16 protein-coding genes and 1 pseudogene are annotated in these 16,256 nt (G+C 55.9%); 9 read left to right on the plus strand and 8 right to left on the minus strand.

What is annotated here, in order from left to right; genetic code table 11:
- Positions 1 to 70: 70 nt before the first annotated feature.
- The 8 genes from OM794_RS19220 (at position 71) to OM794_RS19255 (ending at position 6,921) form a co-directional block, all read left to right on the plus strand.
- Positions 71 to 898 carry a transporter substrate-binding domain-containing protein gene (locus tag OM794_RS19220; RefSeq protein WP_190374541.1) on the plus strand — a complete coding sequence of 276 codons (828 nt, stop codon included), beginning with the start codon at positions 71 to 73 and terminating at the stop codon, positions 896 to 898.
- A gap of 49 nt (positions 899 to 947) precedes the next feature.
- Positions 948 to 1,604: an amino acid ABC transporter permease gene (locus tag OM794_RS19225; protein ID WP_190374540.1), complete on the plus strand. Its 657-nt coding sequence runs from the start codon at positions 948 to 950 to the stop codon at positions 1,602 to 1,604.
- Positions 1,605 to 1,617: 13 nt separating this feature from the next.
- Complete coding sequence (locus tag OM794_RS19230) at positions 1,618 to 2,313, plus strand: amino acid ABC transporter permease (protein WP_226246838.1); 696 nt, start codon at positions 1,618 to 1,620, stop codon at positions 2,311 to 2,313.
- A complete protein-coding gene (locus OM794_RS19235; RefSeq protein WP_319001050.1) occupies positions 2,300 to 3,118 on the plus strand; it encodes an amino acid ABC transporter ATP-binding protein in 819 nt (272 codons plus the stop codon). Before OM794_RS19230 ends, OM794_RS19235 begins: the two co-directional genes overlap by 14 nt.
- A 55-nt stretch (positions 3,119 to 3,173) precedes the next feature.
- The gene (locus OM794_RS19240; protein WP_226246837.1) at positions 3,174 to 3,893 is read left to right on the plus strand and encodes a DUF1989 domain-containing protein; all 720 of its coding nucleotides are present in this window, start codon (positions 3,174 to 3,176) and stop codon (positions 3,891 to 3,893) included.
- Between the two features lie 21 nt (positions 3,894 to 3,914).
- Positions 3,915 to 5,204, plus strand: coding sequence for a M20 family metallo-hydrolase (locus OM794_RS19245; protein WP_226246836.1), 1,290 nt, complete (start codon positions 3,915 to 3,917; stop codon positions 5,202 to 5,204).
- A 10-nt stretch (positions 5,205 to 5,214) separates the two neighbouring features.
- Positions 5,215 to 6,201, plus strand: a complete 987-nt coding sequence (speB, locus tag OM794_RS19250) for an agmatinase (protein WP_226246835.1) — start codon at positions 5,215 to 5,217, stop codon at positions 6,199 to 6,201.
- A 93-nt stretch (positions 6,202 to 6,294) separates the two neighbouring features.
- On the plus strand, positions 6,295 to 6,921 hold the full coding sequence (locus OM794_RS19255) for a LysE family translocator (RefSeq protein ID WP_226246834.1): 627 nt from the start codon (positions 6,295 to 6,297) through the stop codon (positions 6,919 to 6,921).
- Here the strand turns inward: OM794_RS19255 and OM794_RS19260 are convergent.
- The gene (locus tag OM794_RS19260; protein WP_226246833.1) at positions 6,904 to 7,866 is read right to left on the minus strand and encodes a nucleoside recognition domain-containing protein; all 963 of its coding nucleotides are present in this window, start codon (positions 7,864 to 7,866) and stop codon (positions 6,904 to 6,906) included. The genes OM794_RS19255 and OM794_RS19260 overlap by 18 nt on opposite strands.
- A gap of 125 nt (positions 7,867 to 7,991) precedes the next feature.
- On the opposite strand from OM794_RS19260, the gene OM794_RS19265 reads away from it, so the two are divergent.
- On the plus strand, positions 7,992 to 8,462 hold the full coding sequence (locus tag OM794_RS19265) for an Lrp/AsnC family transcriptional regulator (protein ID WP_226246832.1): 471 nt from the start codon (positions 7,992 to 7,994) through the stop codon (positions 8,460 to 8,462).
- A 6-nt stretch (positions 8,463 to 8,468) separates the two neighbouring features.
- Here the strand turns inward: OM794_RS19265 and OM794_RS19270 are convergent, their stop codons facing one another.
- The 7 genes and pseudogenes from OM794_RS19270 to dapA all read right to left on the minus strand — a co-directional run bounded on the left by OM794_RS19270 (position 8,469) and on the right by dapA (position 16,251).
- Complete coding sequence (locus OM794_RS19270; RefSeq protein WP_319001049.1) at positions 8,469 to 8,927, minus strand: nucleotide triphosphate diphosphatase NUDT15; 459 nt, start codon at positions 8,925 to 8,927, stop codon at positions 8,469 to 8,471.
- A gap of 37 nt (positions 8,928 to 8,964) precedes the next feature.
- Positions 8,965 to 9,345: pseudogene (locus tag OM794_RS19275) on the minus strand (TetR family transcriptional regulator C-terminal domain-containing protein); the annotation flags it as partial.
- Between the two features lie 238 nt (positions 9,346 to 9,583).
- Positions 9,584 to 11,011 (minus strand): dihydropyrimidinase, encoded by a 1,428-nt coding sequence (gene hydA, locus OM794_RS19280; RefSeq protein ID WP_226246830.1) that lies wholly within the window; start codon positions 11,009 to 11,011, stop codon positions 9,584 to 9,586.
- An 84-nt stretch (positions 11,012 to 11,095) separates the two neighbouring features.
- Positions 11,096 to 11,497 (minus strand): gamma-glutamylcyclotransferase, encoded by a 402-nt coding sequence (locus OM794_RS19285; RefSeq protein WP_226246829.1) that lies wholly within the window; start codon positions 11,495 to 11,497, stop codon positions 11,096 to 11,098.
- 15 nt (positions 11,498 to 11,512) lie between these two features.
- Positions 11,513 to 12,394 carry a DMT family transporter gene (locus tag OM794_RS19290; protein ID WP_226246828.1) on the minus strand — a complete coding sequence of 294 codons (882 nt, stop codon included), beginning with the start codon at positions 12,392 to 12,394 and terminating at the stop codon, positions 11,513 to 11,515.
- Positions 12,391 to 15,363 (minus strand): FAD-dependent oxidoreductase, encoded by a 2,973-nt coding sequence (locus tag OM794_RS19295; protein WP_265153972.1) that lies wholly within the window; start codon positions 15,361 to 15,363, stop codon positions 12,391 to 12,393. The genes OM794_RS19290 and OM794_RS19295 overlap by 4 nt, the downstream gene beginning before the upstream one ends.
- 9 nt (positions 15,364 to 15,372) lie before the next feature.
- The gene (gene dapA, locus OM794_RS19300; RefSeq protein ID WP_226246827.1) at positions 15,373 to 16,251 is read right to left on the minus strand and encodes a 4-hydroxy-tetrahydrodipicolinate synthase; all 879 of its coding nucleotides are present in this window, start codon (positions 16,249 to 16,251) and stop codon (positions 15,373 to 15,375) included.
- Between the last annotated feature and the right edge of the window lie 5 nt (positions 16,252 to 16,256).

The raw sequence follows: 16,256 nt of genomic DNA on the forward strand, positions 1-16,256 counted from the left end.
ACTCAAGGGGTTGTTGTTCAACGGGCCTTCGCCTTTTGATTCGAGTATCACCACTCCGAGGAGCATCCCCATGCAACGCATCCCGACGATTACCGCAGGCCTCTTACTTGGCGTTAGCTTTGCCTCTACTGCGCACAGTGATTTGCTTGACGATATTCGCTCAGACGGCACCTTTACTGTCGGCACTGAAGCGCGCTTCGCCCCATTTGAATACATTGAAGAGGGTGAGATTGTCGGCTACTCCGCCGATATCATGGAATACATCATGCCCGAGCTTGAGGGGGTCGAGCTGATCCGTATGGATCTTCCCTGGCAAGGTATTCTGCCGGGCCTTGAGCGCGAGCGCTTTGATTACGTGATCACCTCGGTCACCGCCACACCTGAGCGCATGGAGCGGTATCACCTCAGCGCACCGATTGCCGATGCCACTATGGCGATTCTAAAACGCGCGGGCGAAGAGGGTATCAACTCACCTGAGGATATCGCCGGCAAAGTAGCCGCCGCTCAAGCGGGTTCTGCTCAACTTGAGGCGCTAGAAGCCTTGGCCGCCGAGCTTGAGGAAGCGGGCACCCCCGTTGAAGATATCCGCACTTACACAGGCGTTGACGAGGCATACGCCGAGCTGGGTACCGGCCGCGTTGATGTGGTGATTAACAGCCTGCCCAATTTGCTCGAAGCCGAGCGCACCCGCCCCGAGGTATTTGAAGTGGTCGGCACCTTTGGTGACCCGGTTTACTTTAGTTGGGCAGGGCGTAATGACGAAGAGAGCGCCTCGCTAAATGCCTTTATGGATGAGCAAATTCAACGCCTCAATGAAGACGGCACTCTGAAAGAGCTACAAGAGAAATGGTTCGGCGGCCCGATGGATCTGCCTTTAGAACTGCCAGCGGCCGAGTAACACGCCGCGCAGTTCGCTAAGACGATTCTCTTCTCTCTAAGGGTGCACCATGTTTGAGATTTTACTCAACCACTACCCTGTGCTGCTTAAGGGCTTGACCACCACCTTGGTGGTCTCGCTTTGCGCCATCGCACTGGGCTTGGTATTAGGCGTGTTGCTGGCCTTTGGCTTAACCAGTCGCTACCGTCTGGTGCGTTGGCCCTGTGGGCTTTACCGCAGCTTTTGGCGTGGCACCCCCATCTTGCTGCAACTACTGCTGGTCTACTATTTGCTGCCCGAGATAGGCATTGAGATCGCGCCTATTTCAGCCGCCATTTTGACCTTAACGCTGAATACCACCGCCTTTCAGGCAGAAATTTTCCGCAGTGGCATCAGCCATATTCCCGCTGGGCAAATAGAAGCGGCGCGTATGGCAGGTATTTCGGCGTGGCAAACCAGGCGGCGCATCATAATGCCCCAGGTATTGCGTCTTACCTTGCCGCCGTTAACCAACGAGATCATTACGATTCTCAAAAATTCATCGCTGATCTCGGTGATTGCGGTCACTGAGCTTATGCGGGTGAGTGAGCAAATCGCTTCGCGCACTTTTCAGCCACTGGAAACCTATCTTGCCGCTGCCGTGCTTTATCTTGCCGTCAATCTTGTGCTGGCGCGAATCAGCGCTTACTTAGAACGCCGCATGACCGGCGGCCTAGCCACCGAATAGGGGAGTGTCCGCTATGTTAGATATTGCCCTGCTATGGGAAGCGCGTGGCCTGATTCTGCAAGGCTTGTGGAATACGCTATGGATCTGTTTTTTAGGCTGCCTGCTGGCACTTTCGCTCGGTCTGGTACTCGCAGCGCTACGCTTAGCTAACCCTCGCCTTTTCGGCTACCCGGTGGCCTGTTATGTGGAGGTTTGCCGCGGCACGCCGCTGCTGATCCTGCTGTTTTTACTTTATTACGGTGGCCCCAGTATTGGCCTGCGGTTGGATGCCGAGATTGCTGGAGTCACCGGCATTGGCTTGTATGGCGCAGGATACTTTGCGGAAATTTATCGTGGTGGCTTCAAGTCGATTGCTAAGGGCCAACTTGAGGCAGCACGCATGCTGGGGATCTCCCCTTGGCACACGCTAATTCGTATTCAGATTCCCCAAATGGCTCGTTTAATCGTTCCTCCGAGTACCAACCAGCTGATCATTTTGGTGAAAGAGTCCGCCCTGATTTCAATCATCTCAGTGGACGACCTCACCAAAAACGCTACCACCATCGTTAACCAAACCTTTCAGGTGATCGAGCCCTATCTGGCGGTCGCCCTACTCTACTGGTTAATGATTGAACTGATTGCCCGGGGAGGCTATGCGCTGGAAAAACGCTTAGCCAATCGTCAACCGCGCCAAGCTGCCCAACCAGGAGCGACCCATGCCAACGGCTGAAACACACTTGCCCGCATCCTCTTCCCGTCAAAAAGCGATGGTTGAAGCACACGGCATCAGCAAACAGTTCGGCGACTTGGAAGTGCTGACCAACATCGACTTCAGCCTTGCGCCCTCCGAGGTGGTCTGCGTCATTGGCCCTTCCGGTTCCGGCAAATCAACGCTGCTGCGCTGCCTGGCATTTTTAGAGCCCTACGATCACGGCAGCGTCTACATCGACGGCCAGCTGTTGGGCTATGAAGACCGCGCCGGTAAACGCGTTCTTACCAGTGAAAAACGCGTCGATGAAGTGCGCGCCCCGGTGGGCATGGTATTCCAACACTTTCATCTCTGGCCCCATCGTACCGCGCTGGAGAACGTCACCGAAGCGCTGCGCTTGGTGAATGGCCTGTCACGCCAAGATGCAGACATTGAAGGCATGGCCATGCTCGAGCAGGTTGGGCTTGCCGATCGCGCGGATCACTTTCCTGAGAGCCTTTCCGGTGGCCAGAAACAACGTGTGGCCATCGCCCGGGCACTCGCTATGAAACCCCGAGTGATGTTCTTTGATGAACCCACCTCGGCGCTTGACCCAGAACTAGTGGGCGAAGTGCTTGATGTAATGAAAGCGCTGGCCAGCGACGGCATGACCATGGTGATCGTTACTCACGAAATGGGCTTCGCCGCCAAAGTGGCCGACCGAGTGATCTTTATGGATCAAGGTCGGATAGTCGAAAGCGGCCCGCCCGCCACGCTGTTTCGCCAGCCGAAAAGTGAGCGCCTGCAACAGTTTTTGAATACCTGGCGCGAGCGTCATATCGACTGATTCGACTTACATGTACCGATTAGCTAACACCACGACAACACACCTGGAGATTCAAATGAGTACTGACACACGCTTTGACCACGCTCGCATTGAGCAACTACCGCGCAGTAACAGCGAGCCCTGCGGTCACAACCACAGCTTAGACAACCCCATCTCCCCTGATGGCACGCCGGTGCTCGGCGAGCGCTACGAAGTCCCTGCCCGTAGCGGGCGAGCGGTGCGCTTAAAAGCAGGGCAAACTATCCGCATCATCAATACCCATGGCACCCAAGTGTGCGATACCTGGGCGTTTAGTACTGACAATATCAACGAGTTTATGTCCTGGGAGCACGGGCGCGCCTGGTTGAGCGCACTAATTCCCCAGGTGGGCGATCCGCTGATCAGTAACCGCCGCCGCCCAATCATGACCCTCACCGCTGATACCTCGCCGGGCATTCACGACACGTTAATGGCGGCCTGCGACCTGTTCCGTTATATGACCCTGGGTGTCGAGGGCTATCATGACAGTTGCGCCGACAACCTACGCTTAGCCATGAAGGCAATTGGCGTTGACACCCCCGAGGTTCCCCAGCCGCTCAATCTATGGATGAATATTCCGGTTAACTCAGAGATGAAAGTCGACTGGTGCCCTCCGGTGTCTAATGCTGGCGACTATGTTGAACTACGCGCCGTGATGGATTGTATTGTGGTCATGTCCGCCTGCCCACAGGACATAATCCCTATCAACGGAGCGGACTGTGTGCCTGTCGAGTTGCATTTCGAAGTTTACGAATAACAAACACCTGTGGAGAGCCTGATGCAGAACCACACCGATCACCCTACCGGTGGATCCCCCACAGATCTGGCGACAATCGCCGCTGCGGTAAAACCGGCGCGTTTAGCTAATGACTTGGCAACGGTAGCCCAATTTGGCGCTCGCTCGGATGGCGGTGTGGCTCGCCTCGCGCTAGATGACAGCGACACCCGCGCGCGGCTATGGCTGATTGAGCAGGCCAGTGGCTTAGGTGCAAAGGCGAGCGTTGATGCCATCGGCAACGTGTTTCTCGACATCCCCGGCAGCGACCCTGAGCTTGAGCCCGTCGTCACCGGCAGCCATTTGGATAGCCAACCCGCGGGGGGAAAGTACGATGGTGCACTGGGTGTGCTGGCAGGCCTTGAAGCGCTGCGCGCGCTTAACGACATTGGTTTTACCCCACGCCGACCGTTATCACTGGTCAGCTGGACAAATGAAGAAGGCGCACGCTTCTCGCCGGGCACTTCAGGCTCAGCCGTCTTTTGTGGTGTACGCAGCCTGGATGAAACGCGCTTGATTGAAGATAGCGACGGCGTCAGCCTGGGAAGTGCATTAGACTCCTGCTTGGCGGTGCTTGACGCCGCAGGTGTGCCACACCGCCCATTGGCAACGCCCATGCACGCCTTCCTGGAACTACATATTGAGCAAGGCCCAATATTGGAGCGTGCCGGTGCTGCAGTGGGCGTGGTTGAAGGTATTCAGGGCGTTAGCTGGTTTGAAGTCACGATAACGGGCAGCGCCAACCACGCAGGCACTACCCCGCGTGCCATGCGTCGCGATGCATTTGAAGGCGCCTGCGCGTTAGCAACAGCGCTCAGGGAAGCCGCGAGAGATGACGAAGACCGGGTGCGCTTTACCATCGGCAAGTTCACCGTTAGTCCTGGCTCGGTGAACACCATTCCTGACCACGTCTCCTTCAGCATTGATTTACGCCACCCAGAAGCGCTAACGCTCAAAGCGCTGGAAGCCGAATTCAATAAGCTCGCTCAGCAGACCTGGGCAGGTTGCCGTGCAACGCTGACACCGCTCTCGCGGGTTGAGCCGGTCGCGTTTCCCGAAACACTTACCGCCCTACTAGATGACGCCGCCCAGGAGTTAGACATTAGCGCACCGCACTTGGTATCCGGTGCCTTTCACGACGCTATTCACCTTGCCAACCACTGCCCAACGGCGATGCTGTTTGTGCCCTGCCGCGACGGTCTTAGCCACCATCCAGATGAGCATATCGAGATCGCCGATGCCGTGGCAGGCACGCAACTGTTAGCCGCCAGTTTGGCCAGCCTAACCCAATAAGGAGAGCAACATGACCAAGGGCACCGACGGCACTCGCCACAATGCCGCCACTGGCGAAAGCTACCTACCGCACCAAGAACCACGCTATCGCGAAATAGCCAGCTTTATGCGTGCGCCGCTCGCCGACTCCTTGGCGGAACTTGATATTGCCCTGGTCGGCATTCCGTTTGATGGCGGCGTTAGCAATCGCCCCGGTACCCGCCACGGCCCGCGGGAGATTCGCAACCAGTCAAGCATGATGCGCAGTCTGCATCATGTTACCCGGCTTGATCCCTTTGCCCAGGCACGCATTGCCGACATAGGTGATGTTCGCTTTTCATCGATCTACGACCTTGAGCAGGTCTCTAATGATATTGCCGCTTATTACTCAGCTATTCGCCGAGCAGGCGTTATCCCGCTAAGCGTTGGTGGAGACCATTCGATTACCTATCCCATCCTGCGCGGCTTGGCAGCCGATGGCCCGGTGGGATTGATCCATATTGATGCTCATACCGACACCTGGGACGAGTTTCAGGGCTCAAAATTTCACCACGGCGGCCCCTTCCGGCTTGCCTGTGAACATGGATTGATTGATCCCAAACGCACGGTACAAATTGGCATTCGCGGTGCCCAAAACACCACCCAAGGCTGGGACTACTCCGATGCTAGTGGCATGCGGGTGATGTTTATGGAGGAAGTGGATACGCTTGGCATTGAAGAGACAGTCGCCGAAGCACGCCGCGTTGTAGGCAGTGGCCCAGTATATCTATCCTTCGATATCGACAGCATCGACCCCGCCTTCGCCCCGGGTACCGGCACACCAGAAGTCGGCGGCCTCACCAGTTTACAGGCACTTAAGCTGGTGCGCGGTTTTCGCGGCTTACCGCTGATCGGCGCCGATGTAGTGGAAGTCTCCCCACCCTTCGACCCCAGCGGTAACACGGCCCTGCTTGGCGCTACCGTTATGTACGAGCTTTTGTGTTTAATGACAGAGCAGGTAGGCAGTGAGAGGCAATAAAATTACCAATGGTTGATAAGGAGTCGTCTACACGGGTGTTATCCATTAGGATTAATACGATGAGTTACTTCACCCCCGTCCGGAGATGCACCCATGCAGCTTTCCACCTGGTTGCTTTTTGTTGCCGTGGCACTGGTCAGCATTGCCAGCCCCGGGCCCGCTTTTCTAGTCGCGGTGCGCAACGGCATGGCAGGAGGAGCCAAGCGCGTGGCGCTTTCGTCGCTGGGCAATATCACTGGCCTACTCATACTGGCCAGTGCAGCAGTCTTGGGGCTGGGGGTGGTGTTGAACGCCTCGGAAGTGCTGTTCAACCTGCTTAAACTGGGCGGCGCAGCCTACTTGATCTACCTGGGCATTCGTCAGTGGCGGAGCAAGACCTCCCTTGCGCTCTCAACCAGCCCGGCAAAACCTACTCCCAGATGGCGCACGGTCAGTGAAGGCGTACTGGTCGCCATGAGCAACCCTAAGGCGATCCTGTTCTTCACTGCCTTGTTCCCACAGTTTCTGGATACGCAGCGCGCCTTGCTTCCTCAGTTCTCCATCATGGTAGGTACCTTCATGGCACTCTCCTTTGTCACCTTGATGACCTACGGCACCCTTGCCAAGCATCTTGCCCGCTGGCTGTGCAGTCGCTCGCGGGTGGCATGGGTCAATCGCCTGATGGGTAGTGCTTTTATCGGATTGGGCCTATCCATTTTACGCTTACGGCAGCCGGTGTAGCGCCCTATTGATTGTAGTTGCGGGCCAACGGGCAATCATCGCGGTGACAATAACGGCAAAAAGTAGCCGTGCCCATAAAATGCCCGCTATATCGGCCCCTAGCATCAAGATCAGCAGCGTGTCTTCTATAACGCTATGACAGAGGCCGAGAAAGCATACTGCAAGCGTGCTATCCCGCTTACCAAGCACCCCGTTCTGCACATCCCGAATCAGCAGCCCTGCGCCATAGCTTAATCCCAGCGTAAAACCAATCACCGTTACATTAGCTGCTGAACGGCCAATGCCTAAGAGCTTGAGTAGCGGTAGCAAGCCAAGATGAATCCAGCGCTCCAGGCCGAGCTTTTTCAGAAGCTTTAGGAACACAATCAGCGCTAAGATAATCACAAAGATAAGCGCTAGCGTTTCAAGCTGTGCAATAGCCCAACTGCTTAGTGTTGTCGCTGTCGACAAGCTTGGTTGCCATACCAAAGCTACTGGCGCTTGCAACAAACCAAAATACGAATAGAAGCAGTGCAAGAGCCAAGCCAGCAGCAAAGCCCCACCTACACGCAGGACTAACGTAGCCCACCAAGGTATGCCAGCACGCTTGGCAACGGCCCCCTCAACAGGAATTGAGTGCCCTACCAGCATTAGCGCTCCAAGCACTGTTACTTGCTCGGCACTCAAGTGCATATCACCGGCTACTTGGAAAAATACCGCAATGGCGGTGTACAAGTTGGTAAAGAGCGCCGCCGCCCACACAACGCCCAACGGCTCGGGCAAACCGAGTATGCTCATTAAGGGAGCTAATACCGCTCCCAGCCAGCCGATAACACCCAAGAGCTCTAATCCTTTGACGATAAGCAACGCTGGAATCAGGATTTTTAGGAGGGTCAGGTACACGCGCAGCGCGTCTTGTAATAAATGAGTTACCCAAGCCAATAGACGGTGAGTTGTTATCTGCATCAAGCCCCCGTTGCCATCATTAGAACAATGGTTATGATAATGGAGCTTACGCAGAATCTTCTTTTCAATTCCGCACTAACAATCACTATTCGTTCTTTATGAGCGCAGAAAGGACATTTTATTTCATGGACGCCATTGATCGACGAATCCTTGACCAGCTACAGCGTGACGCCAGCCTGACCAATCAAGCGTTAGCGGATGAGATAGGGCTCTCTCCCTCTGCCTGCTTAAAGCGGGTTAAGCGGTTACGCGACACGGGGATCATCGAACGGGAGGTGGCACTGCTCAATCCTGACGCCCTTGGGCAGTGCCTGCATATGGTGGTGGAGGTGACGATGGAGCGGGATAACAAATCACTCTACCAGCGTTTTTTAACAGCCGCGCTAAGCGCCCCAGAAGTAAAGCAGTGTTATCAGGTGACCGGAGAGTGTGATTTTGTATTGATCGTGACAGTGGCGGATTTAGATGAATACGACCGCTTCTGCGACCGAGTGCTCTATGGCGATGACAACCTGCGCAAGTTTCGCACGCTACTGTCGCGTAAGCGGCATAAGTTTGATACATCTGTGCCGATGGAAAGCCTGCTCTCTACATAGCAAGACTTACTCTGCTTGAGCGATGGAGTATGTCTGCCACCCGGTTGGCGACGCTTCTCCCAACCAATACGCTAGTACCGCCTGGCTGGCCGGGAATAACGGCGTGGGAAGCGTACCGGGACGGAACCAGCGCCATTGAGTGAATACTTCCGGCTCAAGCACTAATGCATCAGCCTCCTGTTCCACGTTGGCGATTACTGCCCCTGTCACTATAGAGGCTGCACTATTCAAGTTCTGAGTAATCGCCAGCAGTTTAGTACGCTGCAACTCGGAAATACCCGTCTCTTCAGCAACTTCGCGAACAGCCGCCGCTTCAAATGACTCTCCCGCATCAACATGCCCACCCGGCAAACACCAGCTTGGCGATTCACCAGGTTTATCGCGGTAGCCAAGCAGTACTGCTCCGTCAGGCCGGATAAGAATAGCGCCAACACCGATAATAGGCTGTCCGATACTGTCCATCATTAACCCTTTTCCAGATCAGCTAGAGCACATAGGTAACTTAAGCCGTCAGCCCAATCCCGCGCAATATCACCGAGGTGACCGACTGCACAGCTTTTTCGAACTGCAGGTCATCCAGCGGTTGGTCGTCATTAAGCAAGCAGATTTGGTAGTCGAAGTCGGCATAGTGCTGAGTGGAAGCCCAAATCATATAAAGGAGGTATGAAGGCTCGACGGGGTTGATTTGACCTGACTCGACCCACTCGCGAATTTTCGACTCTTTGAGCTTGGCCCATTCATAGAGGTTGTCGCGCAAGCGCTCTTTAAGGATCGGCGCGCCCTGCATCACCTCGGCCGCCCATACTTTCGAGCCGTGGGCGCGATTGCGGGAGTGGTTCATCTTGGCGTAAATGTAGTTGGAAAGTACGCCATGGGGAGCATCTTTACTTTGGTTTACCAAATCTCGTCCTGTGCTCCCGTTATGCATTCCATGTCCCTATACCTCTGAATTACAAACCAAAAAAGCACCATCGCAGGGCGACAGTGCTGAGCAGAGGTCATCTTTAAACAATTAAGTTACGGTTGTCGCAAGTGCCAACAGATTCTTACTGCTATAAGCGCTTAAAGCACCATTTTAGTTGGAGTCTAGATACCTAGCTCACTCATCAGCACTCACTATTTCAGGTCTCAAAAGGATGCCGAGAAGGTACCAGACTTGATTTACCTCGCGGAATAAACTTACCTTTTCCGGCGCTTCCCACCGGACGCCCATTTTCTGCCACTACTTCACCATTAGAAATAACGGTGACTGGATATCCTTTTAGCTCCATGCCTTCATAAGGGGTGTAATCACAATTATGGTTAAGCATGGACTGCGATATGGTCACTCGTTTGTGAGGATCCCAGATCGCAATATCGGCGTCGGAACCAATGGCTATGGTGCCTTTTTGCGGATACATACCATACACTTTGGCATGATTCGTCGCCGATAGGGCAACGAACTGATTAAGGCTGATACGTCCTTCAGATACACCTTTACTGAAAAGAATCGGCAAACGAGTCTCCACGCCGGGTATACCGTTGGGCACATACTTGAAACTGGTATCAGCTCCCGCTTTTTTCTTGCCCGTATCGCTTTCATAAATAAACGGGCAGTGATCAGAGGTAAAAGTCGAGAAAACGTCTCTAGCCAGCGCATCCCAGCAGGCTTTCTGATTGGCTTCATCGCGCGGCGGCGGGCTGCACACGTACTTGCTGCCCTCCATGTTAGTGTTATCCAGATCGTCCGCGGTCAGCGTCAAATACTGCGGGCATGTTTCAGCGTAGATGGGCAGACCACGGCGCTTCGCCCATTCGATCTGCTCAATGACGTCACCGCCGGACACGTGCACCACAAACAAGGGCACATCCACCAGCTCGGCAAAGCTGATCGCGCGGTGGGTCGCCTCGCGCTCGACCACGATAGGACGTGACTCGGCATGGCCGCGCGGCCCGGTCTGGCCCGCCTTCTCAAGGCGCTCGGTCATTTGCTGGATCGCGTCGAAATTCTCCGCATGCACCATAGTCAGGGCATTTTCGCGGCGCGTGGCCTCCATCACCTTGAAGATTTCGCCGTCGTTCAACGCCATGTCCTGGTAGGTCATGAAGATCTTAACCGACGTGACCCCGCCCTGAACCACCTGGGGCAGCTCCTCTTCGAGCGCCTGAGGCGTCGGGTCGGTAATGATGGCGTGCAGAGCGTAGTCGATGTAGCACTTACCCGCAGCCCGCTGGTGGTGCTCTTCAACGGACGCGAGAAGCGACTTGCCCCGTTCCTGAAGCGAGAAGGGAATCACCGTCGTGTTACCGCCGCAAGCCGCCGAGCGCGTTCCAGATTCGAAGTCATCGGCCATGACGGTACCATCACTTGTCGGTTGCGCCAGATGTACATGGCTGTCGATCCCGCCGGGCATGACCAGCAGACCGGCCGCGTCGATATCGCGCTCGGCCGCGCCCAGCCTGTCCGCCAATGCCACCACCTTGCCGTTTCTGATCCCCACATCGCACTGCATGGTGTCGCTTGCGGTAACCACGGTTCCGTTACGAATGATTAAATCGAATCCGGTCATAAAGGTGCCTTTACTATTATGGTAGTATTTTAAACTTCAATAGCTTAGCTATCTTTTCTTGATTAGCACTCAGACTTTTGAAGGCTATGCTTTTTTAGCAGCGAGATATTTATGCCAGCCACCTTCGTTGGTAATATCCACGACGTCGGTGCCAGTAATTTCCTCTGCACGCATTTTCATGCTCAAAGAGCCACTACCATCCTCCATTTCAATAACTCCCAGCTCCAATTCGGAAGGCTCATTAGGCAGTAGTGATTCACGGAGTTGCGCGTAACTGACTTCATAGAGTTCGCCGGGAATAGACTGCCCACCTTGCTCGACAGGCCATAAGCCGGGAAACTCATCTCGCACGGAGTAAAAACGATACTTAGCAGCGGTCTTGGCAGCGCCCAAAAACTTCGCTTCCTGCAAAGCAAAATTGATGCTCCCACCAGACATCGCCTGACCGTTAACAAACATCAAAACTGTTTTCGTTTTTTCACTCATAAGTTTTCTCTCTATTTAATGTTGATGGCGCTCATTGATAATGAGGTAACCACCTGCCATAGCGACAAGGCCTGCCCCGATAAACGTGGCTTTAGTGGGATAGTCGCCGAAAAACCAGTAGCCAATGAGCGTGGCCCAAATAAGCTGTGAATATAAAAAAGGCGATACCAGAGATGCTGAGGCCGAGCGCATGGCTTCGATCAGTGCAAAGTGGCTCAATGCACCTAGTAATCCGATCAGAACAAATAGGGCGATATCTTTACTCTCCACAGGCACCCAGAAAAAGGGAACCGCTAGCGTACTTACTACGCCGCCGGCGGCGGCGGTATACAGCAGCGAAGTAAGCGCGGAATCCTGTGCGGCAAAGTAGCGTGTCGCCAATTGATAGAGCGCAAAGCAGACCGCCATGCCAACCGGCAACAGAAGATTGGCGTTCAGACCTCCCACGTCGGGCTGTACGGCAATCAAGACACCTGAGAATCCGCACAAGGCCGCCAGAAGGCGCTTGGCGCCGACCTTCTCTTTCAAAAGCGGTATTGCCAGTAGCGTGACGATCAGCGGCGAGCTGAAGTTGACGACGTAGACCTGAGTAAGCGGTAAAACCCGCACCGACAGGTACGCAAACAGCGTGGCGCCAAGCAGCAGCACCCCCCGGCCCAACTGACCCCAGGGCGCACGGCTTTCGAGCTCGGCCCGAGTGAGCCGCCCCATGATGGCCAGTAGTACTACCAGCACGATCAGGTGAACGCTGTAGCGCGACCACGCCAGCTGCACCGGCGAGTAGTGATCGCCCAGATACTTGGCCAGAGAGTCCATGCCCACGAAAAGTGCTGCAGCGGCGAGCATACAGGCAATGCCGTGAAGCGGACGCTGTGCTGGCATAGTCACCACGCTCATGTGACCGGCTGCCCTTCAAAACGATTGAGCGAAAAAGGCGTTAGATCCCAATCGCTCTTGCCACGCGTAATCAAATCTGCCGTGATCCGGCCAACCAACGGCCCCAAGGTAAAGCCATTGGATGTGACGGCGTTGTAAAAGCCCGGGCGATGCTCTACCTCTCCCAATATGGGCGCGCCATCAATGTTGATATTGATCGCCGCCCAGGTACGCAGCACGCGCAGCTGATTCAACGCTGGCAACACGTGCTGGGCGACCCACAGATTGCCTTCGATACTTTCCAGAAGCGGGCGCTGGTAACCAAAGGGTATACTCAGCCCCGCCGGCCAGCCGCCGCCTATGATTACGTTTCCGTTGGCCGCCTGCTTCAACGTCAGATGACGATCGGCGTGGGCAAGCAACACATCTACAATGGGCTCGGCGGCTTCGGTGACGATCATCTGCAAAGGGGCCGCATGAACGGGCACATGCACCCCGGCCAGCTTGCCGATCTCACCCGCCCAGGCGCCGGCGGCGTTCACTACCTTGTTGGCACGATAGCGACAGCCGCTAATGGTGGTGACCACCCACCGACCATTGGCGTGTTCCACCTTATGCACCCCATCGCCGGTAAAAAAACGCGCCCCAGCCTGCTTGGCCGCCCGAACCAGGGCGGGGGTGGCGAGCAACGGGTTAATTTTCCCCTCCTCGCTACACCACGCCCCGCCGACCACAGCATCAGTAATCGCGGGCAGCTTACGCTCGATATCGCCACGGCCGACAATTTGTGTATCGATTCCCAGCGAGCGCTCCAATGTCGCTTTTCTTTCAAGAAAGCGCATCTGCGCATCGCTTTCAGCCACCATGATGCCACCGCTGCGCTTGAACTCGATATCGCTATCGAGCTCACAAGCCAAGGCCTCCCAAAGCGAGGCGCTGGCTTTTTGAAGCGGCAGCGTGCTGGCGGCGGGGCCACCTCCCCTTTCAGCTTTCGTACCAAAATCAAACGACAGTAGCTGAACGTGTAGGCTACCCGCGTTGGCGCCGGATGCCTGACCATTGGGCAGACCGCGATCGAGTACCGCCACCTCCACCCCTTGTTTAGCCAGCTCCATGGCGGTAGAGCTTCCAGCAACGCCAGCGCCGATCACCAGTACGTCGACCTCAATAAGAGGTCGAGAATCGATAGGCTGATGACGAGCAGGAGTGACAGGCGGCGTCACGCGCCGGTGCCCGGCCCACTCGCCCTTTTCGATGGCCAGGGCCCCAATGGCAACCGGCTTGATCGGATTTTGCGGTGCCGGCAGATCAAACTGACTGCCCGATTTTTGATCGGTGGCGATCAGCATGCTAACCGTCGAGGCGCAGTAACGCCCTTGGCACCGCCCCATACCCGCGCGGGTCTGACGTTTGATCAAAGCTACGTCGCTACACGCATCGCGTCCACTCAGAATCTCTTTGGCAGTAATGCCTTCGCAGCGGCAGATGATCGTATCGTCGGTAACGCCCGCCAGCGGCTTGAGCGGCGATGCAAAGGCGCCCCACAGCGCCTGTTGAAAACGCCGATGCTGTCGTTGCCGAGCTTGCCAGGACGAGGAGGGAGCATTCGTGTGATAACCACAGTACTTGGCAGCGGTAATGCCCGAAAGTGCTCCCTGGGCGAGAGCTAGCTGGGCGCCGCCGAATCCGCCGGCCTCACCGGCAACGAAAACGCCCTCGACGTTACAGCTGCCATCCGCCGCGCGCTCAGCTGAAAGCACCTTGAGGGCTGAAGCCGTGGCGGGCGCGTAGTGGTGCTCGACCCCTAGCAGCCGGCTGATTTCGGCCTGCGGCTGGAAGCCATAGCCAAGACCTACCGCTTTAACGTCAAGCTGCCGGGTCGGTTGTCCCAGTTCTCCCTCGGAAGTAACCGGCGCCAGCACCACGCTTTCGACGGCAATTTCGCCCTTGATCGCCGCAATAGCGTAGCCATCGAAAATAGGAACGCGGGCACGCTTGAGAGTAAGCAGGTAGCCAAGCCCGGCGCCGATCAAGGACGGCGAATGGCGAGTCGCCTGACCAGTCTGCGTAAATGCAGTTAGTGACGTCAGCTTTGCACTTTCCACTACCCCCGCCACTTCGACGCCCGCCGAGACCAGTTCCGCCGCAACCTGCAGGTTGAGCGGCCCATTGCCCGCGACCAGAATAGGGCCGGGTGGTGCCGTGCGGTAGGAGCGCAGTAGAGTTTGCAGGCCGCCAGTGGTCATCACTCCGGGAAGCGTCCAACCGGGTACGGGGTAGGGCCGCTCTGTGGCGCCGGTGGCAATGACAATAGCCTGGGGTTCGACGATCAGCGCCTGACCATTTCGCTCGACCCCAATTCGCATCTGATCAAAGCGCTCGCGAAATGCCCCCCAGACCAGAGTGTTACGCCACTGCTGAACGTCCGCTTGTTCAAGCTTTTTGATTAGCGCGCGGCCCGCCTGCATCTGCTTATCCGGCGCATTGCCATCTTTTGTCGAATAGGCCGATGATAGCTGCTTGAAATACTGTCCGCCAAGACTTGTGCGCTCATCAATCAAGAGTACACTCGCCCCCGCCTCGCGCGCCGAGAGCGCAGCCTGTAAACCGGCGGGCCCTCCGCCGATGACCAGTACATCAATCGCCACCACCTCAAGCGAAGCAGCTCGGGTAGAGCTTTGACGTTGCGCATCGATATCGAACGGGGTTTTATAGGGGTGTCGCTTGACCGTCTGGCCCTGCTGAACAGGCGTCATGCAGGCGCGCATGCCGGAGCGGCCGTCGACGCTGACCAGACACTCGAAACAGGCGCCCATGCCGCAATAATGTCCATGGGTTCCCCCCAGACGGCCTTCTCGCTGAGACAGGTGGCCAGCGCCAACAAGTGCGGCCCCCAGGCTTTGGCCTTCAAGGGCGCTGACCTTCTTGCCTTCGAAGGTAAAGGTTATCTCTTTAGCTTTTTTAGAGATCCTGCTTCCCAGCGCGTCCATTGAAGCCTCCTATTTCAACGAAAGCTTGCGAACGATGTCATCGGCCCACGCCTTGTCCTCAGAGGGCGAGGGAAGGCGCGGAGGACGCGGATGCCCAACGCTTTTTCCCATCGACTCGAGCAGCGCCTTGGTGCCGGATACGTAGCGATGGCCGAACACGAAATCAATGACCGGCAGAATGTGGCGATACACCTCCCTGGCGCGATCCAGATCCTTTTCCACCACCGTGGTGGTGTATAGATCGGCAAACTCCTTAGGCATAACGTTGGAGCCAACCGCTACCCAGCCGATCGCGCCTTCCACGTAGGATTCAAACCCCAGCACCCCGCCAAACACGCCTATCTTATCGCCGCATAGCCTCAAAATATCGCGCACGCGCGTAATCTCTAGCGTCGACTCCTTGATGTAAGCCACGTTTTCGATCTCGGCAAGCCGTGCCACCGTTTCGGGCATCATGTCCACGTTGGCCGCATTGGGATTGTTGTAGATCATAATTGGCAGCGAGACCGCGTCGGATACCTGCTTGTAGTGGTGATAGAGCTCGTCTTCGGTGGGACAGCTGTAGTAAGGCGGAATGATCATCAGTCCGTCCGCGCCAAGCTGTTCGGCTTCCTGGCTGTAACGAATAACATCATTGGTATTTTCAGCGCCGGTACCTACCAGCACGGGAACGCGACCACCGGCTTGATCGATCACGGTCTTGGCCACCAGACGGCGCTCGTCGTCGGTCATCGAAAGAAATTCACCGGTACTACCAAGCGGGATCAACCCATGGATGCCCTGCTCAATCTGCCAATCGATAAACGTGCGCAGTCTCTCTACGTCGACTTCCAAGTCTTTATCGAAAGGTGTAATAAGAACACTATAAGTACCAGCAAACTGGGACATTTAAT

Source organism: Halomonas sp. BDJS001 (assembly GCF_026104355.1).
In the GTDB taxonomy this organism is placed as follows: domain Bacteria; phylum Pseudomonadota; class Gammaproteobacteria; order Pseudomonadales; family Halomonadaceae; genus Vreelandella.

What these genes read in the sequence shown, in the direction of transcription:
- OM794_RS19255 (WP_226246834.1), top strand. Translation starts at nt 6,295, where the DNA reads ATGCAGCTTTCCACCTGGTTGCTTTTTGTTGCCGTGGCACTGGTCAGC.
- OM794_RS19270 (WP_319001049.1), bottom strand. Translation starts at nt 8,927, where the DNA reads ATGATGGACAGTATCGGACAGCCTATTATCGGTGTTGGCGCTATTCTT.
- OM794_RS19235 (WP_319001050.1), top strand. Translation starts at nt 2,300, where the DNA reads ATGCCAACGGCTGAAACACACTTGCCCGCATCCTCTTCCCGTCAAAAA.
- OM794_RS19290 (WP_226246828.1), bottom strand. Translation starts at nt 12,394, where the DNA reads ATGAGCGTGGTGACTATGCCAGCACAGCGTCCGCTTCACGGCATTGCC.
- OM794_RS19225 (WP_190374540.1), top strand. Translation starts at nt 948, where the DNA reads ATGTTTGAGATTTTACTCAACCACTACCCTGTGCTGCTTAAGGGCTTG.
- OM794_RS19220 (WP_190374541.1), top strand. Translation starts at nt 71, where the DNA reads ATGCAACGCATCCCGACGATTACCGCAGGCCTCTTACTTGGCGTTAGC.
- hydA (WP_226246830.1), bottom strand. Translation starts at nt 11,011, where the DNA reads ATGACCGGATTCGATTTAATCATTCGTAACGGAACCGTGGTTACCGCA.
- dapA (WP_226246827.1), bottom strand. Translation starts at nt 16,251, where the DNA reads ATGTCCCAGTTTGCTGGTACTTATAGTGTTCTTATTACACCTTTCGAT.
- speB (WP_226246835.1), top strand. Translation starts at nt 5,215, where the DNA reads ATGACCAAGGGCACCGACGGCACTCGCCACAATGCCGCCACTGGCGAA.
- OM794_RS19265 (WP_226246832.1), top strand. Translation starts at nt 7,992, where the DNA reads ATGGACGCCATTGATCGACGAATCCTTGACCAGCTACAGCGTGACGCC.
- OM794_RS19245 (WP_226246836.1), top strand. Translation starts at nt 3,915, where the DNA reads ATGCAGAACCACACCGATCACCCTACCGGTGGATCCCCCACAGATCTG.
- OM794_RS19260 (WP_226246833.1), bottom strand. Translation starts at nt 7,866, where the DNA reads ATGCAGATAACAACTCACCGTCTATTGGCTTGGGTAACTCATTTATTA.
- OM794_RS19230 (WP_226246838.1), top strand. Translation starts at nt 1,618, where the DNA reads ATGTTAGATATTGCCCTGCTATGGGAAGCGCGTGGCCTGATTCTGCAA.
- OM794_RS19285 (WP_226246829.1), bottom strand. Translation starts at nt 11,497, where the DNA reads ATGAGTGAAAAAACGAAAACAGTTTTGATGTTTGTTAACGGTCAGGCG.
- OM794_RS19240 (WP_226246837.1), top strand. Translation starts at nt 3,174, where the DNA reads ATGAGTACTGACACACGCTTTGACCACGCTCGCATTGAGCAACTACCG.
- OM794_RS19295 (WP_265153972.1), bottom strand. Translation starts at nt 15,363, where the DNA reads ATGGACGCGCTGGGAAGCAGGATCTCTAAAAAAGCTAAAGAGATAACC.